This is a genomic window from Curtobacterium sp. MMLR14_002 (assembly GCF_001864975.1).
In the GTDB taxonomy this organism is placed as follows: domain Bacteria; phylum Actinomycetota; class Actinomycetes; order Actinomycetales; family Microbacteriaceae; genus Curtobacterium; species Curtobacterium flaccumfaciens.
The window spans coordinates 1-299 of sequence record NZ_MJGT01000008.1; the positions used below are offsets into that span (position 1 = coordinate 1).

1 protein-coding gene is annotated in these 299 nt (G+C 58.2%); it reads right to left on the bottom strand.

Going from position 1 to position 299, the window contains the following annotated elements; translation table 11 throughout:
• A partial coding sequence (locus tag BIU91_RS02470) for a hypothetical protein (protein ID WP_216099628.1) occupies positions 1 to 299 on the bottom strand: 299 nt, incomplete at both ends.

Genomic DNA, 299 nt, shown 5'->3' on the forward strand with positions numbered 1-299 from the left:
CTCGTTCTCACCAAAGGTCAGCAGGTAGGGAATATCCAGATGGGAGAGTGTGCCCTGGATGGCCCGGTACTTGTCTTCGCCGCCGCCACTCACCGCGTTACCGGCGGACACCACAAAATCCACGCCGGACTGGTTGAGGGCCGGTATCATGCGTTCCTCGAAAACCCCCACGGAATTATTGATGTTGCCCACAACCGCAAAACTGAAACCGCCATCATCGGAGAGCGTATCTTGGATCTGTGCGACCTGCTCTGTGTCCTCGGCCTCGAACTCCGGCGCGAACAGGTTGAGGTAGGCCT